The following is a 26,054-nucleotide window of genomic DNA, read 5'->3' on the forward strand; positions in this document are numbered from 1 at the left end:
TCGCGGTCAGTTGCCGACGCGGCGGCGCAGGTCCTGGAAGGCGGTGTAGTTCGCGATGACCTCGATCCGGCCGGGCGGGCACAGCTGCACCGCCTGGTCGAGGTTCTCGCACACCTGGAACTGCTGGTTCGCGACCTCCAGGCGCACCGCGAGGTCCAGCTTGCGGTCGCCGATCACGCAGATCGGGTGGCCGGTCAGCCGGGTGTAGTCCACGTCCCACAGCCAGGACGTGTCGGTGCCGTCGGCGCCGCGCGCGTTCACCGAGAGGATCACCGGGGTCGGCGGCGGGTCGATCAGGGAGAAGGTCTCCAGCCAGCCCGCGGGGTTCTTGGCGAGCAGCAGACGCAGGTCGCGGCCCTCGAACTGGACGACGTCGTAGCGCCCGGCGACCGCCTGCACCTGGTACATCCGCTCCAGGGCGACCTGCGGCGGCACCCCGAAGACCGCGCAGACGGCGGCCGAGGAGGCGGCGTTGGCCTTGTTGGCGCGGCCGGGCAGCTGGAGGTGGATCGGCCAGGCGGAGCCGTGCGGGTCGAGCACGTGGTCGCCGGACAGCGCCCAGCTCGGCGTGGGACGGCGGAAGCCGCACTCGCCGCAGAACCAGTCGTCGCCCGGACGCTGCATCACACCGCCGCAGGACGGGCAGGACCAGGCGTCGTCCTTCCACATCTGCCCGGCGGCGACCCAGATCACGTTGGGGGAGGAGGAGGCGGCCCACACCACCAGCGGGTCGTCGGCGTTGGCGACGATCACGGCCTTCGAACCGGCCAGGCCCTCGCGCCAGTTCTCGGCGAGCATCCGGGTCTCGGCGGCGCGGTCGAGCTGGTCGCGGGAGAGGTTGAGCAGCGCGATGCACTTCGGGTCGGTGGCCTGGGCGACGCCGACGAGGTACTTCTCGTCGACCTCGATGACGCCGTACCGGGCGTCCGAGCCGCCCGCGAGCGCCGAGGTGATGCCGGCCGGCATGTTGGCGCCGAGCGCGTTGGACACGACCGGACCGGCCGCCTTGAGCGCCTCGGCGATGAGCCGGGTGGTGGTGGTCTTGCCGTTGGTCGCCGAGACGAGCGTCACGTCCAGGTGCTGGGCGAGCCGGGCGAGGAGGTCGGGGTCGAGTTTCAGCGCGACCCGGCCGCCGATCACCGAACCGCTGCCGCGCCCGGCGGCACGGGACGCCGCTGCGACCGCCTTGCCCGCGGTCACGGCGATCTTGGCCCGCGGCGTGAGCGGGTCCGAGTTGCCTGCCATCAGTTCTCGATCCTCCTTGCCGTACGCGCCGCGCCTGAAGCTGGGAAGCCTGACGGCCACGTGGTGTGGACCTCAGCCTATCGAGATCCATTCGCACTCCCGAATCGCGGCACCGGCCACACGGTCCCGACGGTGGGCGCGTGCCGTCGGGGAACACAGGGACCTTACTCTGACCGTCATGCGACACGGCTCCATCCCGGGCGTCCACGGGCGCGTACGGCCCCTCAGTCTCCTCGGCGACCCCGTCCTGCACACCCCCTGCGACGAGGTGACGGACTTCGGTCCGGAACTCGCGGCGCTGGTGGAGGACTTGTTCGCGACGATGTACGCCGCCCACGGCGTCGGCCTGGCCGCCAACCAGATCGGCGAACCGGTACGCGTCTTCGTGTACGACTGCCCGGACGACGAGGACGTGCGTCATCTCGGCCACGTGGTGAACCCGCGGCTCGTCGAGGCGGACGGGGTGGTGGTGCGCGGGCCGGAGGGCTGTCTGTCGCTGCCCGGCCTGGAGGCGGGCACCGAGCGCCACGACCACGCGGTCGTCGAGGGCTTCACGGTGACCGGGGAGCCCGTCACCGTGCACGGGACGGGATTCTTCGCCCGGTGCCTCCAGCACGAGTGCGACCACCTGGAGGGCCGGATCTACGCCGACCGGTTGTCGGGCCGGCGCCACCGCAAGCTGATGAGGCAGGTGGCGCGGGCGTCCTGGAGCCGCTGAGGGCGCCGGCCGGCGCGCTCACCACCACCCCGTACACGGACCTGGACGTGCCGTGCGGCGCCGACCAGTACGCCCGGCTGCTGCGCCCCTCTTCCGCCGCGACCCGGCCCTCGGGCACGCCTGGGCCACCCGCCGGGTGTCAGAACCCCGGGCCGCCCACCTTGTCCCCGGCCGCGGACAGCCGGCCCCACAGCAGATCCGCCAGACTCGTCACCAACTCCGCGCGGGAGCAGGGTCGTTCGCCCAGCCACCAGTCGCCGGCGGCGTGCATCATGCCGACGATGCCGTGCCCCCACACCCGGGCCAGCCGCTCGCTGCCGGGGCCCATGTCGAGGCGCTCCTCGATGACCTTGCCCAGCTCCTCGCCCATGCGGCGCAGCAGCGGCGCCGAGTGCTTGCCCACGTCGAAGCCCTGCTCGGTCTGGTCGCCCGCGGCGGTGCTCGCCTCCGCCGGATGCATCAGGAAGCGGTACACCTGCGGGCGTGCCTCGATGGCCGCGAGATAGGTGTCCAACGTGGCCTCGACGCGCTTGCGTCGGTCCGCCGGGGCGTCCAGGGCGGCCCGCAGCGAGGCGAGGAGGGCGTCCGTGTGCCGCTGGGCCAGGGCGGCGTACAGGCCGCCCTTGTCCCCGAAGTGCCGGTAGAGGATCGGCTTGGTGATGCCCGCCTCGGCGGCGATGGCGTTCATCGAGGCCTGGGGACCGTCGCGCAGCACCACCCGGTCGGCGGCCTCCAGCAGCTCGCGCCGTCGGCGGTCGGCGGACCGCTGCTGATCGGTCCGCTGCGTGGTGTCCATGTGCTCTCCCCACCCGTGCTGATTCGGTGACGCCTGCGCAAACTAACACCCGGCGGGCACCGCGCATCGAACGGGAGGGCGAGGGGTCCCGGGGAGTTGACTTTTCCTACCCGCCGGTAACAGACTCGCGTTACCGCAAGTAACATGCACGTGCGTCACTGGAGGGGACATGGCCGAGTTCACCATGGAGCTCAACGACGAACAGAAGGAGGTCCGGGACTGGCTGCACGGCTTCGCCGCCGACGTCATCCGCCCCGCGGCCGCCGAATGGGACGAGCGTGAGGAGACTCCCTGGCCGGTCATCCAGGAGGCCGCCAAGGTCGGCATCTACTCCCTCGACTTCTACGCCCAGCAGTACTTCGACCCCACCGGCCTCGGCATCCCCATGGCGATGGAGGAGCTCTTCTGGGGCGACGCCGGCATCGCCCTGTCCATCGTCGGCACCGGCCTCGCCGCCGTCGGCGTCCTCGCCAACGGCACCGAGGAGCAGATCGGCACCTGGATCCCCCAGATGTACGGCGACGCCAACGACGTCAAGGTCGCCGCCTTCTGCTCCTCCGAGCCCGACGCGGGCTCCGACGTGGCCTCCATGCGCACCCGCGCCGTGTACGACGAGGCCAAGGACGAGTGGGTGCTCGACGGCACCAAGACCTGGGCGACCAACGGCGGCATCGCCAACGTCCACGTGGTCGTCGCGGTCGTCGACCCGGAGCTGGGCTCCAAGGGCCACGCCTCCTTCATCGTCCCGCCGAACACGCCGGGGCTGTCCCAGGGGCAGAAGTTCAAGAAGCACGGCATCCGCGCCTCGCACACCGCCGAGGTCGTCCTCGACCACGTGCGCGTCCCCGGTTCCTGCCTGCTCGGCGGCAAGGAGAAGCTGGACGCGCGCCTGGCCCGCGCCCGGGAGAAGGCCAAGAAGGGCGGCGAGCGGGTCAAGAACGCGGCCATGGCCACGTTCGAGGCCTCGCGCCCGGCGGTCGGCGCCATGGCGGTCGGCACCGCCCGCGCCGCGTACGAGGTCGCCCTCGAGTACGCCCAGACCCGCGAGCAGTTCGGGCGCCCGATCATCGACAACCAGGGCGTCGCCTTCCAGCTTGCCGACATGCGCACGTCGATCGACGCGGCGCGGCTGCTGGTGTGGCGGGCCTCCTGGATGGCCGTCAACGGCAAGCCGTTCACGGCCGCCGAGGGCTCGATGTCCAAGCTGTTCGCGAGTGAGACGGCGAAGAAGGTGACCGCTCAGGCGATCCAGATCCTGGGCGGCAACGGCTACACCCGGGAGTACCCGGTGGAGCGGATGCACCGGGACAGCGCGATCTACACGATTTTCGAGGGCACCAGCGAGATCCAGCGGCTGGTGATCGCGCGGACCCTGGCGGGGATGCCGATCCGCTAGCGGGGCGGGCGTCAGGAGGACTGGCCGCTGCTGTGGGCGATGCACGCCACGTCGATGCGGTCGGCCAGCTTGGCGAGTTCGATGGTGAGGGCCGCCACGGTGTCCTCGTCCAGACCCTCCTCGCCGGCCTCCACCAGCCTCAGCCATCGCCCGCCCACCGTGCGCAGCAGCTTGCTCACGTCGGCCGCGGACACCTGCAGGGTGCCGCGGTCGTCGACGATCAGAGGCAGGGTCACTTCGCGGGTCACAAAAAGGGATCGTAGCCCCGGAACCCTCACGCCCCGTGCCATACGGTGGTGATGTTGCAGAACTCCCGGATTCCGTGCCCGGACAGCTCACGCCCGTAGCCCGACCGCTTGACCCCGCCGAACGGGAACGCCGGGTGGGACGCCGTCATCCCGTTGACATACACCCCGCCCGCCTCCAGGTCCCGGACGAAGCGGTCCACATCGGCGCCGTCGCGGGTCCACACGTTGGAACTGAGCCCGAAGTCCGTGTCGTTGGCGATCAGCACGGCCTCGTCCAGGTCGGCCGCCCGGTAGAGCGTGGCGACCGGACCGAAGGCCTCCTCGCGGTGGATGCGCATCTCGCGGGTGATGCCGGCCAGCACGGTCGGCGGGTAGTACCAGCCGGGACCGTCGGGGCGTTCGCCGCCGCACAGCACGGTCGCGCCGCCGCGCACCGCGTCCTCGACGAGCTCCACCAGATCGGTCACGCCCTGTTCGCTGGAGAGCGGCCCGACATCGGTCTCCTCGTCCATCGGGTCGCCGACCGTCAGCGCCTTCATGCCCTCGGTGAAGCGCTCGACGAACGCGTCGTACACGTCCGTGTGCACGATGAACCGCTTGGCGGCGATACAGGACTGCCCGGCGTTCTGCGTGCGCGCGGTCACCGCGACCTCGGCGGCCCGGTCGATGTCGGCGGACGGCATGACGACGAACGGGTCGCTGCCGCCCAGCTCCAGCACCGTCTTCTTGACCATCTCCCCGGCGGTGGAGGCGACCGCGCGGCCCGCGGGCTCGCTGCCGGTGAGGGTGGCGGCCCGCACGCGCTCGTCGCGCAGGATGTCGTCCACGGCGGCGGAGCCGATCAGCAGCGTCTGGAAGCAGCCTTCGGGGAAGCCCGCGCGGTGGAACAGGTCCTCCAGGTACAGGGCGGTCCCCGGGACGTTCGAGGAGTGCTTGAGCAGGCCGACGTTGCCCGCCATCAGCGCGGGCGCGGCGAAGCGGATCACCTGCCACAGCGGGAAGTTCCACGGCATCACCGCGAGCACCGGGCCGAGCGGCCGGTAGCGCACCAGGGCACGGGAGGCGCCGGAGTCCTTCACGTCCGCCTCGGCGGGCTCCTCGTCGGCGAGCAGCTCCGCGGCGTGATCGGCGTACCAGCGCATCGCCTTGGCGCACTTGGCCGCCTCCGCGCGGGCCTGCTTGACCGGCTTGCCCATCTCGGTGGTGATGACCTTGCCGATCTCGTCCTGGTCCGCCTCCAGGATGTCGGCCGCCCGGTGCATGAGCCGGGCCCGCTGCTCGAACGCCGTCGTCCGGTACGTGCGGAAGGTGGCCTCCGCGAGCTGGAGCCGGCGCTCGATCTCCTCCTCGCCCATGGCCTCGTACGTCCTGAGCGTCTCGCCGTTCGCCGGGTTCACCGTCGCGATGGGCATGGCCGACCTCCCTGGGTGCAGACTCGTGCTTCGACCTTGGCGCGCGGCGGGGGGTGCCGCAACGCGGAGGGTCTCGTCAGTGCGAGTGCTCAGCCAGCCGGTCGAGAAACGCGGCCTGCGCCTTCACGATCACCTCGCGCGCCCGGTCCACCGTGAACCACGCCACCCGGTCCAGCTCCGGGAACTCCTCGATCCGGCCCGATCTCGGCGGCCACTCCATGCGGAAGGTGCCGGGGGCGATCGTCGCCGGGTCGAGGTCGGCCTCGACGGCCCATGCCGTCACGACCTTCCCGCCGGACTGGCGGACCTCGCCGAGGGGGACCGCCTCGCCGTCGGGCGGAGGCAGGCCGAGCTCCTCCTCGAACTCGCGCCGGGCCGCTTCCCAGGCGGGCTCCGCCGGGTCGTACTCGCCCTTGGGGATCGTCCACGCCCCGGCGTCGCGGCGGGCGTGGAACGGGCCGCCCATGTGGCCCAGCAGCACCTCGGTGCCCCCGTCGCCGGGGCGGTGCAGCAGCAGGCCCGCGCTGCGCCTCACGGGGTCACCCCGGGGTGGGCGGCGAGGAGCGTCTCGACGGTGTCCGCGTCCTCGGGGCGCTTGTCGTCGCGGTAGCGCACGACGCGGGCGAAGCGGAGGGTGACGCCGGCCGGGTAGCGGGTGGAGCGCTGGAGGCCGTCGTAGGCGATCTCGACGACGAGTTCCGGGCGTACGGTCACGCCCCAGCCGTGCTCCTCGACGGCCAGTTCCCGCAGGCGCCCGGTCTGCCAGGTCAGCAGCGCGTCGGTCATGCCCTTGAAGGTCTTGCCGAGCATGGCGAACGAGCCGTCCGCGGCGCGGGCGCCCAGATGGAGGTTGGACAGCTTGCCGGTGCGGCGGCCGTGTCCCCACTCGGCGGCCAGGACGACGAGGTCGAGGGTGTGCACGGGCTTGACCTTCAGCCAGGACGCGCCGCGCCGGCCGGCGCTGTAGGCGGCGTCGAGCCCCTTGACCACGACACCCTCGTGACCGCGCTCGAGCGTCCCCGCGAGGAACTCCTCGGCCGCGGGCGTGTCGTCCGGCCCCGCCACCAGGGTGCGGCGCACCCGCATCGGCTCCGGGACGAGCCGGGCCAGTTCCGCGTGCCGCTCGGTCAGCGGCAGGTCGAGCAGGTCGCGGCCGTCGACGGACAGCACGTCGAAGAACACCGCGGAGACGGGGACGGCCCGCGCGGCCGTGGTCACGTCGGTGCGGGAGCCGACGCGTCCGGCGGTCTCCTGGAACGAGCGGGGGCGCCCGTCCGCGTCGAGGGAGATCGCCTCGCCGTCCAGGATGAACCGCTCCCCGGGCAGCGCGAGGGCGGCCGCGGTGACCTCCGGGAGCCGGCCGGTGATGTCGTCCAGGGTGCGGGTGTAGACCCGTACGGTGCCGCCGTCGCGGTGCACCTGCACACGGATGCCGTCCAGCTTTTCCTCTACGGCGCAGCCGCCCAGCTTGCCGACCGCCTCGGCGACCGAGGACGCGCTGTGCGCCAGCATCGGCAGCACCGGGCGGCCGACGGTGAGCCGGAACCGGGCCAGGGCGTCGGGTCCGTCGGCGAGCAGGGCCTCGGCCACGGCCTGCAACGAGCCCGCGAGCATCACCGCGCGCCGCACGTCCGCCGCCGGCGCGCCGGTCGCCAGGGCCAGCCCCTCCACGGCGACCGCGTCCAGGGCGCCCTGCCGCACCTCGCCGGTGAGCAGCCCCAGCAGGAAGCGCTGCTCGTCCTCGGTGGCCGCGCCCATCAGCTCGCCGACCAGCCGCGACCGCTCGGCCTGCGAACCGGCACCGGAGACCGCGCCGAGTTCGGTGAGCCGGGCGTCCACGTCGCGCACGGTCAGGCTCGGCTCGGCGGCCGGCGCGACCCGCTCGCCGAGCACCTTCCAGCCGACGCCGATCCGGCCCTGGGGGAGGCGTCCCGCGAGATACGGGATGACGACCGGTACGTCCTCCGCCTCCGCCTCCCGGAACAGCTCCGCGAGCAGGGCGGTCTTCCGGGACCGCGCCGACGTGGCCGCGACCTCCCGTGACACCTGGGCCAGCCGGGCAAGCAGCATGCAGCCATGGTGCACCGGGAGGGCCGGGCCTACACCCGCACGGACGCACGGACGCACGGCCTCCTCGGCCGACGCCCCGCCGCGGAGCCCCCGGGACGGCCCGGCCGCCACCGGGGCGCGGAGACCGCGGCCGGTGATCCGGCCCGCCCGGAGCCCGGGAGCCGAAAGCCCGCGCCTCGAGCGTGGCGCCGGCCGCTCAGGGCGCTCCGGGCGCCGGGGTTCCACGGAGCCGGGCCCCGGGGCTCGCGCTGCCGTCGGTCCGTGGCGCGGGGGGCCCGTCCGGGAGCGGTCGGCCCTGCCGCCGGCGTGCCGGGCGCCGGTGCGAGCCCCGGGGCCGGTTCCACGGAGCCGGCCCCGGTGCCCCGCGCTGCGGCCGGATCGCCCGCCGCATCCAGGACCAGGTGCTGCCACGCCGTCGGTCCGTGGCGCGGGGGGCCCTTCCGGGGGCGGTCGGCCCTGCCGCCGGCGGTGCGCGTCCGCGTGCTATCCGTCGACGCGTGCGTCCAGGTCCGACATGATCAGGTCGCCGACGATCGCGGAGGCGGCGCGGTAGCCGCCGCTCGCCGCGTGGACGACCTGCTCGGCGAAGCCCAGCGCGTTGCCCGCGGTCCACACGCCCGGCACGGTGGTCCGGCCCGTCGGGTCGACCACGGGGTAGGCGCCGAACGGGGTCTCCTGGAGCTCCGCGCCCAGCCGCTCCATCAGGCCGGTCTGCGGCACGGCGCGCGGGGCGACGAAGAGCACCGAGCGGTCGTGGACGGAACCTCCCCCGGAGGGGGCGCCCCCAGCCAGCCGGACGCCGGTGAGCCGGTCGTCCTCGACGCGCAGTCCCGCGACCTCGCCGGGCACCACCTTCACCCCGGCCGCGGACAGTCGGCGCAGGTCGTCGTCGGACAGTTCCTCCTCGGCGACCGTGTGCAGGAACAGGGTCACGTCGTCCGACCACCCGGACACCATCAGCGCCTGATGGACGCTGAGCGGGCTCGTGGCGAGGACGCCGAAGCGTTCGTCGCGGACCTCCCAGCCGTGGCAGAACGGGCAGTGCAGCACGTCCCGCCCGAAGCGCTCGGCGACCCCGGGGACGTCCGGCAGCTCGTCCTTCAGGCCGGTGGTGACGATCAGCCGGCGGGCGCGCACGGTCCGCCCGCCCGCCAGCTCCACGGCGAAGTCCTCGCCCCGGGTCACCTCCACCGCGCGGTCCCGGACGAGCTCGACGCCGTACCGCGCGATCTCCTCCCGGCCGAGCGCCAGGAACTCGGCGGGCGACATGCCGTCCCGGGTGAGGTACCCCTGCATGTGGTCCGAGGGCGCGTTGCGCGGCTCACCGGCGTCGACGACCAGGGTGCGCCGCCGCGCCCGGCCGAGGACGAGCGCGGCCGACAGCCCGGCCGCGCCGCCGCCGACGACGATCACGTCGTACTTCCCGGTCAGGTCCTGCTTCTCGGTCATGGTGACCACCTCCTGGTCAGAAGGTCGCCCCGAGACCACCGGATCGACAAACCTATTTGCCGTTCCTGCAAGAATGGACCCATGACTGCAGACGACGTACTCGCGGGAGTCGGACCGCGGCTGAGGCAGATCCGCAAGGAGCGCGAGGTCACCCTCGCCGCCCTGTCCGAGTCGACCGGCATCTCGGTGAGCACCCTGTCGCGGCTGGAGTCGGGCCTGCGCAAGCCGAGCCTCGAACTGCTGCTGCCGATCGCCCAGGCCCATCAGGTGGCGCTGGACGAGCTGGTCGGTGCCCCACCCGTCGGCGACCCCCGGGTACGCGCCCGGCCCGTCGTGCGCCACGGCCGCACCCACTGGCCCCTCACCCGCCAGCCGGGCGGCCTCCAGGCGTTCAAGGTGCTGGAGCCGCAGCGGAAGGAGGAGCCGGACCCGCGGACCCACGAGGGGTACGAGTGGCTCTACGTCCTCTCCGGCCGGCTCCGCCTGGTGCTCGGTGAGCACGACGTGGTGCTCGGCGCGGGGGAGGCGGCCGAGTTCGACACCCGGGTGCCGCACTGGTTCGGCTCGACGGGGGAGGGGCCGGTCGAGTTCCTCAGCCTGTTCGGCCCGCAGGGGGAGCGGATGCACGTACGCGCCCGGCCCGCCCGGCCGTGACGGACGACCTGCCGTCACCTGTTCCCTGATCGGCAAGCGACCGCTTAGTATGCGGGAGAACCCGGACCGACAGTCGCGTGGAGGCCCCGCATGCAGGCATGGCAGGTGCACGAGAACGGCGAGCCGAGCGAGGCGATGCGCCTCGGTGAGGTGCCGCCCCCGACGCCCGGCGACGGCCAGGTCCTGCTGAGGGTCCGGGCCGCGAACATCAACTTCCCGGACGCGCTGCTGTGCCGGGGCCAGTACCAGGTCAGGCCGCCTCTGCCGTTCACCCCCGGCGTGGAGGTCTGCGGCGAGACCGAGGACGGGCGCCGCGTGATCGCCAACCCGGCGCTGCCTCACGGCGGCTTCGCCGAGTACGCCGTGGCCGACGCCCGCGCCCTGCTGCCCGCGCCGGACGCCCTCGACGACGCCGAGGCCGCCGCCCTGCACATCGGGTACCAGACGGGCTGGTTCGGTCTGCACCGCCGGGCCCGGCTGGAGACCGGCGAGACCCTGCTCGTCCACGCCGCCGCCGGCGGGGTCGGCAGCGCGGCCGTGCAGCTCGGCAAGGCCGCCGGGGCCAGGGTCATCGGTGTCGTCGGCGGCGCGGAGAAGGCCGCCGTCGCCCGCGAGCTGGGCTGCGACGTGGTGATCGACCGGCGGAGCGAGGACGTCGTCGCCGCCGTGAAGGAGGCCACCGGCGGCCGGGGCGCCGACGTGATCTACGACCCGGTCGGCGGCGAGGCCTACACCCAGTCCGCCAAGACCGTCGCCTTCGAGGGCCGGATCGTCGTCGTCGGCTTCGCGAGCGGCACCATCCCCAACCCCGCGCTGAACCACGCCCTGGTGAAGAACTACGCCGTCCTCGGCCTGCACTGGGGCCTGTACAACACCAAGAACCCCGAGCTGGTCCAGCACTGCCACGAGCAGCTCACCGAACTGGCCGCGCGGGGCGGCATCAAGCCGCTGGTGAGCGAGCGGGTGCCGCTCGACGGTGCTGCGGACGCCGTGCAGCGGGTGGCCGACGGGAAGACGACCGGCCGGGTGGCCGTCGTCCTGGAGAAGGGAGCCGCCGAATGACCGACGCCGACGAACTGCGCCGACGCGCACAGGAGTTGCTGGCCGCCCATCCGCCGGCCGGCACCGACCGCCTCGACTTCCTCCGGGCCCGCTTCGACGCCGGGCTCGCCTGGGTGCACTACCCCGAGGGCCTCGGCGGACTCGGCGCCCCCCGTTCCCTCCAGGCCGTCGTCGACGCCGAGCTGGCGGCCGCGGGAGCCCCCGACAACGACCCGCGGCGCATCGGCATCGGCCTCGGCATGGCCGCGCCGACGATCCTCCACTACGGCACCGAGGAGCAGAAGCGCCGGCTGCTGCGCCCGCTGTGGACGGGCGAGGAGGTCTGGTGTCAGCTCTTCAGCGAGCCCGGCGCCGGATCCGACCTCGCCGCCCTCGGCACCCGCGCCGTCCGCGAGGATGGGGGCCCCTCCCGCTCGGGCGAAGCCGAGAGTGGGGGAACGTGGGTCGTCAACGGGCAGAAGGTGTGGACCTCCAGCGCGCACCTCGCCCGCTGGGCCATCCTCATCGCCCGCACCGACCCGGACGTGCCCAAGCACCGGGGCATCACCTACTTCCTCTGTGACATGACCGACCCCGGCGTGGAGGTCCGGCCGCTGCGCCAGATCACCGGCGAGGCCGAGTTCAACGAGGTCTTCCTCACCGACGTCCGCATCCCCGACGCCATGCGCCTCGGCGAGGTCGGCGACGGCTGGCGGGTCGCGCAGACCACGCTGAACAACGAACGCGTCGCCATCGGCGGTACCCCGATCCCCCGCGAGGGCGGCATGATCGGCAAGATCGCCGAGACCTGGCGGGAACGCCCCGACCTGCGCACCCACGACCTGCACCAGCGGCTGCTCGGCCTGTGGGTCGAGGCCGAGGTCGCCCGGCTCACGGGCGTACGGCTGCGCCAGCAGCTGTCGGCCGGCCAGCCCGGCCCCGAGGGCGCCGGCATGAAGCTGAACTTCGCCCGCCTCAACCAGGAGATCAGCGGCCTGGAGGTCGAACTCCTCGGCGAGGAGGGCCTGCTGTACGACGACTGGACCATGCGCCGCCCCGAGCTGGTGGACTTCACCGGCCGCGAAGCCGGGTACCGCTACCTGCGCTCCAAGGGCAACAGCATCGAGGGCGGGACCAGCGAGGTCCTGCTGAACATCGTCGCCGAGCGCGTCCTCGGCCTGCCCGCCGAACCGCGCACCGACAAGGACGTCGCCTGGAAGGACCTGGCCCGATGAGCGCACAGCCCGATCTGCTGTACTCGGAGGAGGAAGAGGCGCTGCGCGCCGCCGTCCGGGACCTGCTCACCGACCACTGCGACCCGGCGGGCGTCATCGCGCGCACCGAGTCCGACGCGCCCCACGACCGCGCACTGTGGAAGGCGCTGACCGAGGGCATGGGTCTGGCCGGGCTCCTGGTGCCCGAGGCCCAGGGCGGACAGGGTGCCACCCACCGGGAGGCCGCCGTCGCCCTGGAGGAACTGGGCCGCTCCGTCGCGCCCGTGCCCTACCTGACGAGTGCCGTCGTCGCCACCGAGGCCCTGCTGGCCTGCGGCGCCGAGGACCTGCTCGGCGAGCTGGCCTCCGGACGCCGGATCGGCGCCCTGGCCGTCGGCCTGCACACCGCGCCGGGCGCCGCCTTCGCGACCGTACGGGTCGAAGACGGCACGCTGCACGGGGAGCTGACCGGCATCGCCGACGCCGCCGTGGCCGACGTCCTGCTCGTCCCGGCGGACGACGGCGCCCTGTACGCGGTGGACGCCGACGCGGCGACCGTCACCCCGCGCGCGTCCCTGGACCTGACCCGGCCGGTGGCGACGGTCACCCTCGACGGGGCGCCGGGACGCCGGCTCGGCGACGCGGAGCCCGCCGTGCGGCGCGCCCTGCGGGCCGGGGCCGGACTGCTGGCCTCCGAGCAACTGGGCCTCGCCGACTGGCTGCTGACCGAGACGGTCCGCTACCTCAAGGAGCGCAAGCAGTTCAACCGCCAGGTCGGCGGCTTCCAGGCACTCAAGCACCGGCTCGCCCGGCTGTGGCTGGAGGTCGCGGGACTGCGCGCCGCCGCCCGCAACGCGGCCGACGCGCTGACGACCGGCCAGGACGCCGACGTGGCCGTCGCCGTGGCCCAGGCGTACGCGGCCCAGGTCGCCGTCCACGTCGCCGAGGAGGCGCTGCAGCTGCACGGCGGCCTCGGGATGACCTGGGAGCACCCGGTCCACCTCTATCTGAAGCGGGCCAAGGCCGACTCCATCGCCCACGGCACGGCGGGCGCCCACCGGGAGGCGCTGGCCGAACTGGCCGATCTGCGCGCCCCCTGACGGCCAGCCCGGCAGGAGCGATGCCCGTCCCCTGAGGGGCGGGCATTTCCTGTGGCGCACCTCTCCCGCGAAGTGAACGACCGGCGGCCGTCCGGCCAACTCACCGCACGACTCTGCTCCTCGAGCGCCCCGGGACCCCATACTCACAGGCGTCCCGTACGGCACCTCCAGGGAGGCAGAGCATGGCCCGCACCACCCGACGCAGAGCCCTCACCACCCTCGGCGCCGCCCTCGCGGGCGCGGTCGCCCTGCCCGCCGGCACCGCGCTGGCCGCCGAGGGCACGCACGGACCCCGCCCGTTGTGGCGTGCGCACGCCCACAACGACTACGAGCACCCCCGCCCCCTCCTCGACGCCCTCGACCACCGCTTCGGCAGCGTCGAGGCCGACATCTACCTCGTGGGTGACCAGCTCCTCGTCGCCCACGACCCCGAGGACCTCGACCCATCGCGCACCCTGGAGTCCCTCTACCTCGACCCGCTCGCCGCCCGCGTCCGCGCCCACCACGGCCGGGTCTACCGGGGCGAGCGGCGCTCTCTGCAACTCCTCGTCGACATCAAGACCGAGGGGGCGGCGACGTATCGGGAACTCGACCGTCATCTGCGCCGCTACAAGCACCTGTTCACCACCTGTGCCCACGGCCGGGTCCACCCCGGCGCGGTCACGGTGGTGGTCTCCGGCGACCGCGCCGCCCGCGTTCCCATGGCCGCCCAGAGCACGCGCCGCGCCTTCTACGACGGCCGCCTCACCGACCTCGGTACCTCCGCCCCGGCCTCCTTCGTGCCGCTGATCAGCGACAACTGGACGCTCAACTTCACCTGGCAGGGCGTCGGCGCCTTCCTTGAGGCCGAGCGGAGCAAGCTGCGGGACATCGTCGGCGCGGCGCACGGACGCGGGCAGCGGGTGCGCTTCTGGGCCACCCCCGACCTGCCGGGCGCCGCCCGGGACGCGGTGTGGGGCGAGCTGCTCGCCGCGGGCGTCGACCACCTCAACACCGACGACCTCCCGGGGCTCGAGGCGTTCCTCGACGCCCGCCGCGGCGCGTAGACACCGTCGGAACATCACACGTTCGGCGGACAGGTCAGCCGCCCGGAGGAACCCTCCGTTACGCCACACTTACGGCCGAACGCCGCGAAGTGGACGTGGCGGAGGAGGTTGACGATGGCCATTTCCATCTCTGTGGTGTTGCTGCTGACGATCCTGGCGGTGCTCTTCCTGCGCAACGGAGGACTGAAGATCTCGCACGCGCTGGTCTGCCTGCTGCTCGGCTTCTACCTGGCCGGCACGAGCATCGCCCCGACCATCAACAGCGGTCTCATGGCCACGGCGGACGTCGTCGGCAGCCTCAGACCGTGACGGAGGGCCGGGGCGGCGCCCGCGGGGACAGGGGCTACGCGTCGAGGACGCGGGAGCGGATGAGGAAACGCACCCCCTCGGGCGCCTCCAGCGAGAAACCGCTGCCCCGCCCCTCGACGACGTCGACGATCAGCCGGGTGTGACTCCACACCGCGAACTGGCTGCGGGACATCCAGAACGCCACCGGCTCCTCGACGCCCTCCACGACCAGCTCCGCGAGCAGGACGTCCGCGGCGCCGGTGCGGAACTCGCCGGCCGGGTAGCACATGGGTGCGCTGCCGTCGCAGCACCCGCCGGACTGGTGGAACATCAGGGGCCCGTGGGCCGCGCGCAGGTGCCGCAGCAGGGCGGCCGCCGAGGCGGTGAGCTCGACGCGTGGGATCTCCTCGTATGTGTCGCGCATGCCGTGCATGTCAGCACGAGCAAGGTTGCGAGTGCGTTGCGGAGACCCGGTGCCCGCGCCCCGGTGTCCGCCCGGAAACCTCTTTTGACATACCTATGTCGCCATACATACTCTGCTCGGGTGACCGACTCCAGCACCCCCCACCGGGACCTCGACCGTGTGGCCAGTGGCCTCGCGGCGTGCCTTCCCGCGCTGTACCGGGCGCTGGACCGGCAGGTCGGCGCGGAGTACCCGCACCCCAAGCCCCCCGAGGGCCGGCTCGCCCTGCTGCGCTTCGTCGCGCAGCACGAGGGCGCCACGGTGCGTGAGGCCGCCGAGGCGCTGCTGATGAAGCCGAACAACGTGAGCGCCCTCGTCTCCCAGCTCACCGAGCGGGGCGACCTCGAACGCAGGCAGGACAGCGCCGACAAGCGGGTCGCCCGCCTCCACCTGACGGCCACGGCCCGTGAGCGGGTGGCCGAGGTGCGGGACCTGGAGACCGCGTTCATCCGCCAGGCCCTGACCTCCCTCACCGAGGGCGAGCAGGGTGCGCTCGGCTCCGCAGTCAGCGCCCTCGAGGCACTCACCCGGCACCTCCACCCCGCCGCCCGCTGACCGGGCGGGGCCCAGGCTTTCCCGCCGGCCGCCGGCACACCGTCGTGCCCGCGGCCGGCCCGCCGTCGTCCCGCGGACCGCCCCGCCCCTTCTCCGCACCACCCTGAACCTGGAAGAGAAGGCTCACCCATGCCGTCCACGTCCGTGGATCATCCCCTCACGCCCGCGGCCGAGACCGCCCCGCCGGCGGCCGGCCGCCGGCTGCGGTCCAACCCCTGGCTGACCCTGCTGGCGGTCGCGTTCGGACTGTTCATGGTCCAGCTCGACGGCTCCGTCGTCGCCATCGCCAACCCCGAGATCGGCAGCGACCTGCACGCGTCGACCGCCCAGTTGCAGTGGGTCACCAACTCCTACCTGCTCGCGCTCGCCGCCACCCTCATCCTGGGCGGCAAGCTCGGCGACCGCTTCGGCCGGCGCACCTACTACCTCGCCGGCGTCGCCGGCTTCACCCTCGCCTCGGTCGCCATCGGCCTGTCCGGATCCATCGAGGGCGTCGTCGCCTTCCGCGCCCTGCAGGGCGTCTTCGGCGGACTGCTGATGCCCAACACCCTCGGACTGCTCCGCAGCGTTTTCCCGCCGAAGAAGTTCGGCATGGCCGTGGGCATCTGGGCCATGGTCTCCGCCGTCGCGACGGCCCTCGGACCCATCGTCGGCGGCCTCCTCGTGGAGCACGTCGACTGGGAGTCCGTCTTCTACGTCAACGCCCCCATCGGCGTCGTCGCCATCGCCTTCGGCCTCCTCGTCCTCCCGCAGAGCCGCAACACCGCCGGACGGGAACGCTTCGACATCCCCGGCCTCGTCCTGCTCGCCCTCGGACTGCTCGCCGTGGTCTTCGGCGTCGTCAAGGGCGAGACCTGGGGCTGGACCTCCGCGGGCACGCTCGGCGCCGTCGCCGCCGGGCTCGTCCTGCTGATCGTGTTCGGCCGGCACGAGACCCGGGTCGAGCACCCGCTGCTGCCGATGCGCCTGTTCCGCAGCCGCGCGCTGACGACCGGCGCGGTCATCACCGCGCTGAACTTCTTCGTGATGCTCGGCGTGATCTTCTTCGTCATGCTGTACCTGCAGAACGTGCGCGGGTTCACGCCGGTCGAGGCGGGCGTGCGGACGCTTCCGCTCAGCCTGGCCTCGCTGGTCGCCTCGCCCCTGGGTGCGGCCCTCACCCAGCGCTTCGGGGCCCGGCTGACCATGCCGCTGGGCATGCTGCTCCAGGCCGCCTCGTGCTTCGGCATGCTCACCTGGCAGACCGACTCCTCCTACGCCACCATGTGGCCCCCGTTCGTCGCGCTCGGCCTCGGCGTCGGCATGGTGATGGCCGCCTCCTCCGACGCCATCGTCGGCAACGCTCCCGTCCGGGACGGCGGTGTGGCCGGCGGTCTGCAGGCCACGACCCTGCAGATCGGCGGCGCGCTCGGTACGTCCGTGCTGGTCTCCCTGATCAGCGGCAAGGTCGGCGCCACCCTCACCGGGGAGCTGACCGGCGCGGGCGTGCCCCCGGCCATGGCCCACGGGCTGCTCGAGGCCAAGGACGCGGTGGCGATGGGCGTGGCACCCGTCTCCGGCGACATGCCGGCCGGGCTGCGGGCCGCCGTGGTGGAGGGCAGCGCACAGGCGTTCATGAACGGCGTCCACGCGGCCGTGGTCGTCACCGGCGTTCTCTGCGTGCTCGGTGCGGCCGTCGCCGCCGTCGGCATCCGGCGCACCGCGGAGCAGCCGGCGGACCACTGAACCCCGCGCGGCGGTGCCCCCTCCGGCTCGGGGCACCGCCGCCGCCGTCTCAGATCTCCCCGGCCGCCGAGCGGGGGAGCACCGTCACGCGGTGGAAGTTGCACCCCGACGGCAGGTCCGCGGCCGGCCGGGACTGATGGGCCTTCAGGGCGATGCTCACCAGGCTCAGCAGCAGGTCGACGTCCGCGTCGCAGTCCAGGTGCACGGTCACCCAGCGGGAGCCGGGGACGAGGTGTATGGCGCTGGAGCCGCCCAGGTCGTACTGGAAACGCTGGATGGCCCGGTGGGTCAGGTGGAGGTCCACGTCCCGGTCCGAGTGGAAGTGGACGATCTCGTCATGGACGGAGCGCAGTGCCCGCCCGGTTCCGCAACTGGCCGGACCCTTGGTGAGGTCGGGCCAGGCGTGCAGCCGCTCAAAGGCGCGCTGGGCCAGAGTCATGCCCCCATCGTCGCCGGATCACCGCGCCGCAACCAGGGGTTGAGCGATTCGTAACCGGGGCGTGAGGCCGGCGGGCGCGCCCGGAGTCCTGGGCGGGCGCCGCGCACGGTCGCGCGGCGCCCGCCACCGCCGAACTACGGCGTCACGCAGCCGATCGTCCCCACCGGGAAGTTGTTGCCCGTGGAGGTGGCGGTGAAGCCGAAGGACACGCTGCCGTCCGGTGGGACGACGCGGTTGTGGTCCACGTTGCGGACCGTGACCGTGCCGTCGCCACCGCTCGACACCGAGCCGTTCCACACACCGCCCAGCGTGGTCCCCGGTCCGGGCCGCCACTGCACGGCCCAGCCGTTGAGCGGCTTCGTCCCGTGGTTCATCACCTCGACGGAACCCTGGAAGCCGCCGTTCCAGGAGTTCTGTACGGAGTAGACGGCCATGCAGTCACCGGAGTGCGTGGGCGGCGGCGTGGTCGGGGGCGGCGTGGGGGTCGGTGTGCTGCCCGAGCCGCGGATGCCGGTGACCTCGCCGTTGCCGCCGTCGAAGACGACGTCGGAGCAGGAGAAGAAGTTCTCCTGACTGTCCGAACGCACCCACTGGATGAAGATCAGCGCATCGCCCGAGCGGCCCGAGGGCAGCGCCAGGTCCCAGTAGTAGTGGCCTCCGGAGGTGCCGGGCGAGCCCTGCTGGGGAGGATTGGTCACCGTCTGGATCAACTGGAGGTCGTCCCAGCCCAGCTCGGACGTGGGCGACCACCCCGGCTTGGTCAGATAGACCCGGAAGTCACCCGGATGGGCCGCCCAGTTGCTGTACTGCACCTTCATCGTCGCGCCCGACGTCAGATGCGTGCGGGGCCAGTCCGCGCGGGCGGCGTTGTAGGCGGAGAAGTCGTAGGGGGAACGGTCGCCGGCACTGCACAGCGTGCCGTCCGGCACATAACCGGCGCCGCGCCCGCCCGCCTTGGAGTCGAGCACGGCGAACCAGTTGTACAGCGCCGTCGCCCCGCTGCCGTCGAGCGCGTCCTGGCACGCCGGGTTGGTCGGGTCCAGGGCGCCGGTGCCCGTGATGGCGTCCAGTTGGCACAGGTAGGTGCGCGAGCCGGGCATCATCGCCACGCCGTGCGCCTCGGCCCGGCCCTGTCCGAAGAGGACGGTCACGCCGAGGGCGCCGAGCAGGGTGGCCAGTACCGCCGCGAGGGACAGATATCTGCTGCGTCGAGCCATGGGGGGTCTCCTGTTTCGTTCCGTGGATGCTGTTCATGATCCGTGCATGACAACCAGGAGGTGTGTGCCGTGCGGTGGAGCCCCCGCCCGGCCGGGGGAGGAAATCAACCGGACGGGCGGGGGAGTGGGGGGAAGCGGGGGAAGAGCGCTGTGCGGCCGGTGGGCCACGGTGTGCGGCGCTACGCGGTCGCGCAGGCGGTGCCGTTGAGTCTGAAGGCGTCCGGCGCGGAGAACGAGCCGCCGTAGGTCCCCTGGAAGCCGAACGTCAGGCTGCCGCCGGGCGCGATCCGGGCGTTGTGGTCCAGGCCGGTCGCCGTGACGGTGCCCGTGGACGGGGCCAGGGAGGCGTTCCAGGAGTTCGTGACGCGTTGTCCGGGGGGCAGCGCGAAGGCGAGCTGCCAGCCGTCGACGGGGGAGGCGGCGGTGTTGGTGACGGTGACGTTCGCGGTGAAGCCGCCCGGCCAGACGTTCGTGGCGTACGCGACCTCGCACGCCGCCGGGTCGCCGGGGCCGCCCGGGTCGCCGGGCCCGCCGGGGTCACCCTCCGTGTCGACCGCCGACGAGAAGGAGGTCACCGCCAGGCCCGCGCCGCCCTGCCAGGGCTCGAAGCCCGCCTGGACGCTCGTCAGGTACCAGTCGCTCCCGGCGAGTCCGCGGGAGACCGCCTGCCGGGCGAAGTCCATGACGTCGAAGCTCCAGCCTGCGATCGCCGACGGGGCGACGAAGGACAGGACGTCGTTGGAGCCGTTGTTGCCCGACCAGACCTCCCAGGAGCGGCCCGCCACGGTGGCCGTGCCCACCCGGGAGCCCACCGGCTGGACCGGACCCGTGTGATGGAACCAGACCATGATCTCGGTACGGTTCACTCCGTCGGTCCGAGGGGTCGGGTCGAGCCAGATGTCGTAGGCGGCGTCGTAGACCGCGTTGTCGACATAGCCGAAGGACACGCTGGTGGGCGCCTTGGAGATGTCGCTCAGCCGGGCCGGAAGGCGCGTGCCCGGCGCACAGGCGGTGTAGTGGCAGCCGTCGAAGACGGACGGGTACGACTTCGGGGCGCCGTTGGTGGGTACGGAGCCGTCGGCCCGGTCCACGCGGAAGCCCGAGTCGGTGACGGTGATGCACTGCGTCGCGCTGGTGCCCCAGCGGTTGTTCTGGACGATGTAGCGGCCCTGGATCGTCGTCGTGCCGAACGCCTCGCAGATCGCGGTGTCCGCCTGGGCCGGCGCCGCCGCGGTGACGAGTGACGCCACGACGGCGAAAGCCGCGAGCAGCGCGCCCAGCAGGCCCCGTAAGGGGCGGACTTGGTGCCGTGACGGTCGCATGTGGGGGGCCTCTCCGGGAGGGGTGCGGGGGAAGGGGCCGGTGCGGGAGCGCTCCCAACTCCCCACTGGTGGGAGCGCTCCCACTTACCGGTGTGCTGAGGACTGTAGAAGTCGCTCATGTCCCTGACAAGACTGTGCGCACCGATGGTGTCGAACGAATCTCGAAGGGCCAGGTCAGGAGGCGCCACGCAGGCCGGGGTCCACCCCCCACGCGGCGGCGCACAGCGCGCGGTCGAGTTCCTCCGTGTAGACCGCGGCGGCGAGCCAGGCGCGGGCGAAGCGGCCGGTGTCCGCCGGGAGGAGCCGGCCGAAGGGGTCCCGGGCGCGGTCCGCGGCGGCGGCGTGCAGCTCGTCGAGGAGTTCGCCCGCGGTGACCAGGCCGTGCCGGCGCAGACGCGGGCCGTCGGCGTCCCGGCCGCCGGGGAACGCCAGCACCCGGCGCCCACCGGAGGCGGCCTGGTGGACCCTGCGGCGCAGCAGATGCACCGGGGCCTCGTCGGTGTCGGGCGCGGACGCGGTGGCCGGCGGGACGTGCGCGGGCACATCCGCGCGGCGGAGCCGGTCCAGGCCCAGGTCGACCCGGGCGCCGGGGTCGGTGGGGTGGCTGACGGCCAGGAGCAGCGCGCGGGGGAACGGGGCCGGCGTGAGACGGGCGACGACCCGCAGGCGGGACCCCCGGGCGGACGCCAGGAGGCGGAGGTTGTCGCGGTGGGGCAGCGCGGGATCGTCGTGGGCGGCGGCCAGACGCAGCGTCAGTCCGGCGCAGTCGGCGATCAGGCACTCGCCCGCCGCCTCGCGCACCGTGCCGGTGAGCGTGACGTCGAGGAACAGCAGGTCCTGGTCGGTCGTCAGCGCACGGGAGACCTGCTCGGCCGCCGGAACCGCCCACAGACGGTCGAGCGGCTCGTCGTGCCACGCGGCACCGGACGCGCGGACCGCCCGGACGCCCGCCCCCGCGCCCAGGCGGCCCGTCGGGGAGACGGTCGCACCGGACACGACGAGGCCGGCGCGCGACAGTTCACGGTGGGTCAGGGTCGTGTCGCCGATGCGTACGCCGCGGTCGGCGGCGCCCGTGGCCCGGCCGGCACCGCCCGGCGCGACGTCGGAGACGGTGTGGAGTCTGCCCGTGGCGTCGGCGGTCCAGGTGACGGCGCCCGCGTATCCGGTCGCCGTGAGCACGGGCTCGGAGAACAGCCCGTACAGGCGCAGCGAACCGTTCGGGGCGTACGGCTGCCGCACGCTGCCGCGCAACGCGGAGAGTTCCTGTCCCTCGGCGTCGGGGAGGCGGTGGGCGAGCCGCAGGACGTCGCGGAGCGCGGCGGCGAGGTCGGCGAGGCGGTAGGCGGCGTCCTCGCTCCGGGCGGCCCGCAACGCCGTGACGACGGAGACCGCGCGGCCCGCCGCCCGGGGCAGCCCCGCGAGCCGCGCGGTGTGCGCCGCGCGCAGCAGCTCCGCCTGGACCACGGCACCGGCGCCGTCCGTACCGGCCTCCAGTACCGCGGCGGCGGCGTCCCGCAGGTCCGCGGCGGCGGCGCGCTGCTCGGGGGTGGCCCTGTCCGGGGCCGGGGCGGGTGCTGTCGACGGGGGGTTCGTGTCCGAGGGGTCGCCGTCCGGCCGCTGCGGCGGGTGCGTGACCCTGGGCGGTACCGGTGCGGCGGCCGGCGGCTGAGCCGGGGCCGTGGGCGGTGGGTCGGTCGGGGCGGCGGGCGGTGGTTGGGTCGGGTTCGTGGTCGGTGGGTCGGTCGGGGCGGCGGCCGGTGGGCGCGTCGGGTCCGTGGCCGGGGGTTCCGGCGCGTCGGCGAACGACGGCTGGGTCGGGTCGGCGATCGGTGCGGCCGAGGCCGCGGCGGCGCGGTGCAGGCAGTCGGGCGCGAGCAGGCAACCGCAGCGGATCGTGTCCGCGCTGCTCACCACGCCGCCGGGGGCGTGCAGTTCGAGGTCGGTGTCGTCGTCCACGGCGATGCGCACCACGTCGCCCTCGCGCACCGCCGGCCGTCCCGCCACCTTGGTGACGCCCGCGTCCAGCCGCTTGCGGAGCCGGGGCGTCAGCGCCGCGACGAGTTCGGCCGTCACCGCGGGGTCGACCGGCGGGAGTTGCGGGTTCATGCGATCTTCTCCCCTACCCAGCGGGCGAGTTCGAGCGGACTGAGGGCGGCGACCGGCATGCCCGCCGCGACGAGTTGGCCCGCGACGCCGGTGGAGTACCGGGGCCGCCCCGCGTCGTCGAGGCTCGCGCACCCCAGGACGTGGCAGCCGGCCCCGACCAGGGCACGGACCTCGGCGAGCAGGCCGCCCACCGGGTAGCCCTCCTCGAAGTCGCTGACGACCACGACGAGGGTGCGGGACGGCACGGTGACGAGCTCGCGGGCGTGCCGCAGGCCCGCCGCGATGTGGGTGCCGCCGCCCACGCTGACCTCGAGCAGCAGGGACAGCGGGTCGTCGACGTGGTCCGTGAGGTCGATGACCTTCGTCGAGAACGCCAGGAAGTGCGTGGACAGGGTGGGCACCCCCGCCAGCACCGAGGCGGTCAGAGCGGACCACACCGTGGACGCCTCCATGGACCCCGACACGTCGGTCACCAGGATCAGCCGCCAGTCCGCGGCGCGCCGGGCACGGGTGCGGAAGACGGGGCGTTCGGGGACGACCCGGACGGTGCCGTCCGGGCCGCGGCGCGCGGAGGCCAGGTTGGCCCGCAGCGTACGGGCCAGGTCCAGGCCCCCGCCCGGCCGGCGGCTCGGGCGGGGCAGGACCGTACCGTGCAGCGCGGGACGCAGCCGCGTGGCCAGTTGCCGGGTCAGCGCGTCGACCAGACTCCGGACGAGTGGCCGGAGGGCGGCCAGGCGGGACTCGGGCAGGCCGCCCGCGTGCCGGAGCACGGTCCGCAGCAGGTCGACGGAGGGCCGCGCGCTGTCCGGGTGAAGCTCGGCCAGCACGTCCGGCCGGCCCGAGGCGGCGGCGGCCGCCAGGACCTCCTCGCGGATGCCCGGGCCGAACAGCGCCGCCAGGTCCTCCGACCACTCCCGCACGCCGGGGTAGGGAGCCTCCCGGCCGCCGGCCCGGCCGGGACCGCTCAGGTCGCCTCGGCTGCCCTCGCCCCGTCCGCTGCCGTACAGCTCGTCCAACGCCGTGGCCAGTGCGGCCGCCGACGGGGGCAGCCGGTCGGTCCGGCGGCCCAGCACGAGCCGCCAGCGGTCGGCGGGGGCCGGCCGGCGCTCCTCGCCGGCGACGGGCGGCACGGCCCCCTGCGCGGCGACGGGCCCGGGTGCTCCGGCCTCGCCGGCCGGTGGCGGGGGCAGCAGTCCGAGGGCGCCGAGGGTGGCCCGGGCCGCGAGGTCCGCGCCGGTCCACCGGGCGAGGGCGACCGGGTCCACGGTGCCCGTCTCGCCCAGGTGACCGACCGCCAACTGCTCCTCGACGGTGGACAGAAGCCGGTCGCGGGCCGCCGGGCTGAGGGCGTCGAAGCCGCCGCGCAGAGCGGGCAGGCGCTCGAGGAAGTCCCGGTCGGGCAGTTCGGACACCCGGTTCAGGAGCGGCTCCAGCGCCGGGGCCGCCGACTCCAGCAACGGGCCGGCGGCCGTCAGCAGCCCGGTCAGCCGTGCGGTGAGCGCGACCCGGGACGCGGGGTCGTTCGCCGTGTCGACCCACGCGGCGACGCGCTCGCCGAGCACCCGCGGGTCCTCGTGCCCGAGAAGCACCCGGACGGCTCCGGCGGCACCCCGCATCAAGGGCGAACCGTCCTCGGCCAGCCGGGCCAGCGCGTCGGTCAGCCGGACGCCGCCGAGGAGGTCCGCCCGGTGGGCGAGCTCCAGCAGGGCGTGCGCGTCCGCGGGGTCCTCCGCGCCGGCCAGGCCGTCCACCTGACGCACCGCCGCCGCGGTGAGCAGCTCGGCCACGGCGGCGGCCCGGGCGGTACGGTCCTCGTCGGTGCCGAGCCCGGCGAAGTGCCCCGCCCGCAACCGGTCCAGCAGGCCCAGCCCGGTCAGCAGTTCGGACAGTGCCGCGGCGCCGGGCAGCACCCCGGCGGCCTCCGTGAGGCGCGCGTCCGTCAGCTCCGGCAGACCGCACTCCGCCGCCTGCCGCAGTCCCTCCAGCGTCTGTGCGGGCGTGGGCCCGCCCTCGTCCCGCTCCGCCCGCCACCGTTCCCGCAGCACCCCTTCGGCGGCCTGGGCGGGCGTGACACCGCGTACGCCGGCCGCGGACAGCATCGCCTCCGTCGCCGGTGTCCAGCGCACCTCCCACCGGGTGGTCAGCGCCTCGGCGCCTCCCGCGCCGACGACCTCCCGCGGCTCCGCGTACGGCACCCCGCACACCGTCAGCCGGCGCAGCAGCAGGTCGCGCCGGCGGTCGAGGCCGGAGCGCTGAGGATCGAGTCGCAGATCCCGGGCCTTCGAGCCGCCGGGTCCGTCGGTCGCGGGACCCGGCAGTCCGAGGGCCGACAGCTCCGCCTCCACCGCCGGGGCGAGACCGCTGCGCGGTGCGCCCGGGGCGGGGCGGCCGGCGCGCGTCCCGACGAGCACCTGTTCCATCGCCCGCGCGACGGCCCGCCCCCTGCCGTACGGCTCACCCTGCGCGAGCACCGTCTGCACCGCCTCGACCAGCTCCCCCCGGCCCGCCGCCGGCAGCCCCCGCAGCCGTGCGAGGTCCGAGGCGAACCGGGTGATCTCACGTGCGTCGGCGGGCCCCGACGGATGCCCCAGCGCGCGCAGTCGCGCGCACACCCGTACGGCCGTCCCGGTCAGCGCATCCTCCAGCGCGGCCGGATCGCCCGCCGCACCCAGGACCAGGTGCTGCCACTCCGGGTCCCGGATGCCGGCCGGATAGCCCGACCGCTCGTCCAGGAGCGCGTAGGTGTACGGGATGAGCGAGGTCGTCCACACCGGCCGCCCGGCCCCGGCCCCGGCGTCCGCGTCGGCTTCCCTTTCCCCGTCCCCGGCGGGGAGCGCCAGCGCCGGGGCGTGGAAGGCGCCGACGACCACGGCGGCCCGCTCCCCGTGCGCGGTGGCGGCGGCCAGCCGGTCCCGCATCCACCGTTCGCGGCGCAGGTCCAGCTCGGGCACCCCGCCCGAGGCGGCCGCCTCCTCGCGCAGCGCCCACCCGGTCAGCAGCGCGGCACGCCGCAGTGCCTCGGGTTCCGAGCCGGGAGCCGTCGCCTCGACGAGACGGTCCCAGAGGTCCTCGCCGGGACGGCCGGTCAGCCGGGCCCGCAGGGCGCGGGTGAGACCGCGTCGGCCGGACTCCGGCGAGGGGTCTCCGGCGCCGCTCCACGCCCGGTCGGCCAGCGGCAGGTCGCACGCGACGACCGGGACCCCGTGCCGGGCCGCCCAGCGCACGGCGGCCAGTTCGGGGGAGAAGTCGGCGAAGGGATAGAACGCCGGGCCCCCGCCCCCCTCGGTGGGCGCCGCGGCCAGCGCGACCGGCGCCCGGGTCTCCTCGTGGCCGAGCCAGGGCAGCCACTCCTGCATCTCGGCGGGGAGCTCGACCAGCAGGACGTCCGGGGCGGCCCCGTCCAGCAGCGCGGGCACGGCCGCGGCCAGGGACGGCGCGTGATGCCGTACGCCGATGAGATAGGGCGCCGCAGGATCCGTGAGCGCGTCGGCCGCCTCGCCGGGTGTCAGGGACGGTGCGGCGGAGGAGAGCGGGGAGAGGGACACGGCTG

General features: G+C 74.2%; 23 protein-coding genes. 10 read left to right on the forward strand and 13 right to left on the reverse strand.

The window, feature by feature from the left end; all coding sequences use genetic code 11:
- Positions 1–6: 6 nt before the first annotated feature.
- Positions 7–1,245, reverse strand: coding sequence for a Mur ligase family protein (locus ACIRG6_RS22380; protein WP_318217568.1), 1,239 nt, complete (start codon positions 1,243–1,245; stop codon positions 7–9).
- Between the two features lie 178 nt (positions 1,246–1,423).
- Between ACIRG6_RS22380 and def the strand changes: the two genes are divergently transcribed.
- On the forward strand, positions 1,424–1,963 hold the full coding sequence (gene def / locus ACIRG6_RS22385) for a peptide deformylase (RefSeq protein ID WP_350718180.1): 540 nt from the start codon (positions 1,424–1,426) through the stop codon (positions 1,961–1,963).
- A gap of 139 nt (positions 1,964–2,102) precedes the next feature.
- On the opposite strand, the gene ACIRG6_RS22390 is transcribed toward def, so the two are convergent.
- Entirely contained in the window at positions 2,103–2,759 is a 657-nt protein-coding gene (locus ACIRG6_RS22390) for a TetR family transcriptional regulator (RefSeq protein ID WP_318217566.1), read from the reverse strand.
- A gap of 169 nt (positions 2,760–2,928) precedes the next feature.
- Here ACIRG6_RS22390 and ACIRG6_RS22395 point away from each other — a divergent pair, with 169 nt between their 5' ends.
- On the forward strand, positions 2,929–4,155 hold the full coding sequence (locus ACIRG6_RS22395) for an acyl-CoA dehydrogenase family protein (RefSeq protein ID WP_350718178.1): 1,227 nt from the start codon (positions 2,929–2,931) through the stop codon (positions 4,153–4,155).
- Positions 4,156–4,166: 11 nt separating this feature from the next.
- Here ACIRG6_RS22395 and ACIRG6_RS22400 read toward each other — a convergent pair whose 3' ends face one another.
- From ACIRG6_RS22400 to ACIRG6_RS22420, 5 genes are all read right to left on the reverse strand, one after another.
- Entirely contained in the window at positions 4,167–4,403 is a 237-nt protein-coding gene (locus ACIRG6_RS22400) for a DUF6213 family protein (RefSeq protein ID WP_161163792.1), read from the reverse strand.
- A 26-nt stretch (positions 4,404–4,429) separates the two neighbouring features.
- Positions 4,430–5,815 (reverse strand): NADP-dependent succinic semialdehyde dehydrogenase, encoded by a 1,386-nt coding sequence (locus ACIRG6_RS22405; RefSeq protein ID WP_403324213.1) that lies wholly within the window; start codon positions 5,813–5,815, stop codon positions 4,430–4,432.
- A gap of 76 nt (positions 5,816–5,891) precedes the next feature.
- A complete protein-coding gene (locus ACIRG6_RS22410) occupies positions 5,892–6,350 on the reverse strand; it encodes an NUDIX domain-containing protein (RefSeq protein WP_364682232.1) in 459 nt (152 codons plus the stop codon).
- Positions 6,347–7,885 (reverse strand): ATP-dependent DNA ligase, encoded by a 1,539-nt coding sequence (locus ACIRG6_RS22415; protein ID WP_381685431.1) that lies wholly within the window; start codon positions 7,883–7,885, stop codon positions 6,347–6,349. Before ACIRG6_RS22415 ends, ACIRG6_RS22410 begins: the two co-directional genes overlap by 4 nt.
- Positions 7,886–8,368: 483 nt before the next feature.
- Positions 8,369–9,334 (reverse strand): NAD(P)/FAD-dependent oxidoreductase, encoded by a 966-nt coding sequence (locus ACIRG6_RS22420; RefSeq protein ID WP_392146511.1) that lies wholly within the window; start codon positions 9,332–9,334, stop codon positions 8,369–8,371.
- Between the two features lie 81 nt (positions 9,335–9,415).
- Between ACIRG6_RS22420 and ACIRG6_RS22425 the strand changes: the two genes are divergently transcribed.
- The 6 genes from ACIRG6_RS22425 to ACIRG6_RS22450 all read left to right on the forward strand — a co-directional run bounded on the left by ACIRG6_RS22425 (position 9,416) and on the right by ACIRG6_RS22450 (position 14,698).
- Positions 9,416–9,988, forward strand: coding sequence for a helix-turn-helix domain-containing protein (locus ACIRG6_RS22425; RefSeq protein WP_403324216.1), 573 nt, complete (start codon positions 9,416–9,418; stop codon positions 9,986–9,988).
- Positions 9,989–10,078: 90 nt separating this feature from the next.
- Positions 10,079–11,050, forward strand: a complete 972-nt coding sequence (locus ACIRG6_RS22430; protein WP_403324219.1) for an NADPH:quinone oxidoreductase family protein — start codon at positions 10,079–10,081, stop codon at positions 11,048–11,050.
- The gene (locus ACIRG6_RS22435) at positions 11,047–12,264 is read left to right on the forward strand and encodes an acyl-CoA dehydrogenase family protein (protein ID WP_364682240.1); all 1,218 of its coding nucleotides are present in this window, start codon (positions 11,047–11,049) and stop codon (positions 12,262–12,264) included. Before ACIRG6_RS22430 ends, ACIRG6_RS22435 begins: the two co-directional genes overlap by 4 nt.
- Positions 12,261–13,343, forward strand: coding sequence for an acyl-CoA dehydrogenase family protein (locus ACIRG6_RS22440; protein WP_364682242.1), 1,083 nt, complete (start codon positions 12,261–12,263; stop codon positions 13,341–13,343). Before ACIRG6_RS22435 ends, ACIRG6_RS22440 begins: the two co-directional genes overlap by 4 nt.
- Positions 13,344–13,525: 182 nt before the next feature.
- On the forward strand, positions 13,526–14,389 hold the full coding sequence (locus ACIRG6_RS22445) for a phosphatidylinositol-specific phospholipase C/glycerophosphodiester phosphodiesterase family protein (RefSeq protein WP_403324222.1): 864 nt from the start codon (positions 13,526–13,528) through the stop codon (positions 14,387–14,389).
- A 114-nt stretch (positions 14,390–14,503) separates the two neighbouring features.
- On the forward strand, positions 14,504–14,698 hold the full coding sequence (locus ACIRG6_RS22450) for a hypothetical protein (protein WP_318217556.1): 195 nt from the start codon (positions 14,504–14,506) through the stop codon (positions 14,696–14,698).
- A gap of 34 nt (positions 14,699–14,732) precedes the next feature.
- On the opposite strand, the gene ACIRG6_RS22455 is transcribed toward ACIRG6_RS22450, so the two are convergent.
- Positions 14,733–15,101 carry a DUF779 domain-containing protein gene (locus ACIRG6_RS22455; RefSeq protein ID WP_189231236.1) on the reverse strand — a complete coding sequence of 123 codons (369 nt, stop codon included), beginning with the start codon at positions 15,099–15,101 and terminating at the stop codon, positions 14,733–14,735.
- Between the two features lie 120 nt (positions 15,102–15,221).
- On the opposite strand from ACIRG6_RS22455, the gene ACIRG6_RS22460 reads away from it, so the two are divergent.
- Together ACIRG6_RS22460 and ACIRG6_RS22465 are read left to right on the forward strand one after the other, a co-directional pair.
- A complete protein-coding gene (locus ACIRG6_RS22460) occupies positions 15,222–15,695 on the forward strand; it encodes a MarR family winged helix-turn-helix transcriptional regulator (protein WP_403324224.1) in 474 nt (157 codons plus the stop codon).
- A gap of 129 nt (positions 15,696–15,824) precedes the next feature.
- Positions 15,825–17,420: an MFS transporter gene (locus ACIRG6_RS22465; RefSeq protein WP_403324226.1), complete on the forward strand. Its 1,596-nt coding sequence runs from the start codon at positions 15,825–15,827 to the stop codon at positions 17,418–17,420.
- 49 nt (positions 17,421–17,469) lie between these two features.
- Here ACIRG6_RS22465 and ACIRG6_RS22470 read toward each other — a convergent pair whose 3' ends face one another.
- The 5 genes from ACIRG6_RS22470 to ACIRG6_RS22490 all read right to left on the reverse strand — a co-directional run bounded on the left by ACIRG6_RS22470 (position 17,470) and on the right by ACIRG6_RS22490 (position 26,049).
- Positions 17,470–17,859, reverse strand: coding sequence for a luciferase domain-containing protein (locus ACIRG6_RS22470; RefSeq protein WP_364682249.1), 390 nt, complete (start codon positions 17,857–17,859; stop codon positions 17,470–17,472).
- A gap of 134 nt (positions 17,860–17,993) precedes the next feature.
- A complete protein-coding gene (locus ACIRG6_RS22475; RefSeq protein WP_364678354.1) occupies positions 17,994–19,076 on the reverse strand; it encodes a lytic polysaccharide monooxygenase in 1,083 nt (360 codons plus the stop codon).
- A gap of 179 nt (positions 19,077–19,255) precedes the next feature.
- Entirely contained in the window at positions 19,256–20,398 is a 1,143-nt protein-coding gene (locus ACIRG6_RS22480) for a GH12 family glycosyl hydrolase domain-containing protein (protein WP_403324229.1), read from the reverse strand.
- A 174-nt stretch (positions 20,399–20,572) separates the two neighbouring features.
- Entirely contained in the window at positions 20,573–22,504 is a 1,932-nt protein-coding gene (locus ACIRG6_RS22485; protein WP_403324231.1) for a hypothetical protein, read from the reverse strand.
- Positions 22,501–26,049, reverse strand: coding sequence for a DUF5682 family protein (locus ACIRG6_RS22490; protein WP_403324233.1), 3,549 nt, complete (start codon positions 26,047–26,049; stop codon positions 22,501–22,503). Before ACIRG6_RS22490 ends, ACIRG6_RS22485 begins: the two co-directional genes overlap by 4 nt.
- Positions 26,050–26,054 lie beyond the last annotated feature (5 nt).

It is taken from the genome of Streptomyces flaveolus (genome assembly GCF_044765825.1).
GTDB classification, from domain to species: Bacteria; Actinomycetota; Actinomycetes; order Streptomycetales; family Streptomycetaceae; genus Streptomyces; species Streptomyces flaveolus.

Excerpts from the sequence above, each read along its gene's own strand:
- ACIRG6_RS22380 (WP_318217568.1), bottom strand. The coding sequence starts at position 1,245 with ATGGCAGGCAACTCGGACCCGCTCACGCCGCGGGCCAAGATCGCCGTG.
- def (WP_350718180.1), top strand. The coding sequence starts at position 1,424 with ATGCGACACGGCTCCATCCCGGGCGTCCACGGGCGCGTACGGCCCCTC.
- ACIRG6_RS22390 (WP_318217566.1), bottom strand. The coding sequence starts at position 2,759 with ATGGACACCACGCAGCGGACCGATCAGCAGCGGTCCGCCGACCGCCGA.
- ACIRG6_RS22395 (WP_350718178.1), top strand. The coding sequence starts at position 2,929 with ATGGCCGAGTTCACCATGGAGCTCAACGACGAACAGAAGGAGGTCCGG.
- ACIRG6_RS22405 (WP_403324213.1), bottom strand. The coding sequence starts at position 5,815 with ATGCCCATCGCGACGGTGAACCCGGCGAACGGCGAGACGCTCAGGACG.
- ACIRG6_RS22415 (WP_381685431.1), bottom strand. The coding sequence starts at position 7,885 with ATGCTGCTTGCCCGGCTGGCCCAGGTGTCACGGGAGGTCGCGGCCACG.
- ACIRG6_RS22420 (WP_392146511.1), bottom strand. The coding sequence starts at position 9,334 with ATGACCGAGAAGCAGGACCTGACCGGGAAGTACGACGTGATCGTCGTC.
- ACIRG6_RS22425 (WP_403324216.1), top strand. The coding sequence starts at position 9,416 with ATGACTGCAGACGACGTACTCGCGGGAGTCGGACCGCGGCTGAGGCAG.
- ACIRG6_RS22430 (WP_403324219.1), top strand. The coding sequence starts at position 10,079 with ATGCAGGCATGGCAGGTGCACGAGAACGGCGAGCCGAGCGAGGCGATG.
- ACIRG6_RS22435 (WP_364682240.1), top strand. The coding sequence starts at position 11,047 with ATGACCGACGCCGACGAACTGCGCCGACGCGCACAGGAGTTGCTGGCC.
- ACIRG6_RS22440 (WP_364682242.1), top strand. The coding sequence starts at position 12,261 with ATGAGCGCACAGCCCGATCTGCTGTACTCGGAGGAGGAAGAGGCGCTG.
- ACIRG6_RS22445 (WP_403324222.1), top strand. The coding sequence starts at position 13,526 with ATGGCCCGCACCACCCGACGCAGAGCCCTCACCACCCTCGGCGCCGCC.
- ACIRG6_RS22450 (WP_318217556.1), top strand. The coding sequence starts at position 14,504 with ATGGCCATTTCCATCTCTGTGGTGTTGCTGCTGACGATCCTGGCGGTG.
- ACIRG6_RS22455 (WP_189231236.1), bottom strand. The coding sequence starts at position 15,101 with ATGCGCGACACATACGAGGAGATCCCACGCGTCGAGCTCACCGCCTCG.
- ACIRG6_RS22465 (WP_403324226.1), top strand. The coding sequence starts at position 15,825 with ATGCCGTCCACGTCCGTGGATCATCCCCTCACGCCCGCGGCCGAGACC.
- ACIRG6_RS22470 (WP_364682249.1), bottom strand. The coding sequence starts at position 17,859 with ATGACTCTGGCCCAGCGCGCCTTTGAGCGGCTGCACGCCTGGCCCGAC.
- ACIRG6_RS22475 (WP_364678354.1), bottom strand. The coding sequence starts at position 19,076 with ATGGCTCGACGCAGCAGATATCTGTCCCTCGCGGCGGTACTGGCCACC.
- ACIRG6_RS22480 (WP_403324229.1), bottom strand. The coding sequence starts at position 20,398 with ATGCGACCGTCACGGCACCAAGTCCGCCCCTTACGGGGCCTGCTGGGC.
- ACIRG6_RS22485 (WP_403324231.1), bottom strand. The coding sequence starts at position 22,504 with ATGAACCCGCAACTCCCGCCGGTCGACCCCGCGGTGACGGCCGAACTC.